General features: G+C 66.0%; 1 protein-coding gene. It reads right to left on the bottom strand.

Annotation, left to right across the window (positions count from 1 at the left end):
• The coding region (locus IU459_RS37625) for an AMP-binding protein (RefSeq protein WP_195134319.1) at positions 1-459 on the bottom strand (459 nt) is incomplete at both ends.

Here is a 459-nt window from a genome sequence, read left to right on the forward strand (position 1 = left end):
CGGAGGCTGGACAGGTCGTGGGCGTCGGGGATCTCGCGGCCCCATTTCATGAAGGTGCGGATGAGGGTGGGGGCGGTGTAGTAGATGGTGACGCCGTACTTTTCGATGATCTGCCAGTGGCGGTGCTCGTCGGGGAAGTTCGGGGTGCCCTCGTAGAGCACTTGGGTGGCCCGGTTGGCCAGGGGGCCGTAGACGATGTAGGAGTGGCCGGTGACCCAGCCGATGTCGGCGGTGCACCAGTAGAGGTCGTGGCCGGGTTTGTGGTCGAAGACGTGGTGGTGGGTGTAGGCGGTTTGGGTGAGGTAGCCGCCGGTGGTGTGCAGGATGCCTTTGGGTTTTCCGGTGGTGCCGGAGGTGTAGAGGATGAACAGGGGGTGCTCGGCGTCGAAGGCTTGCGGTTCGTGGGTGGGGGAGGCGACCGCGACGGTGTCGTGCCACCACTGGTCGCGGCCTGCGGTC

Origin of the sequence: Nocardia amamiensis (assembly GCF_015477605.1) — a bacterium.
In the GTDB taxonomy this organism is placed as follows: domain Bacteria; phylum Actinomycetota; class Actinomycetes; order Mycobacteriales; family Mycobacteriaceae; genus Nocardia; species Nocardia amamiensis_A.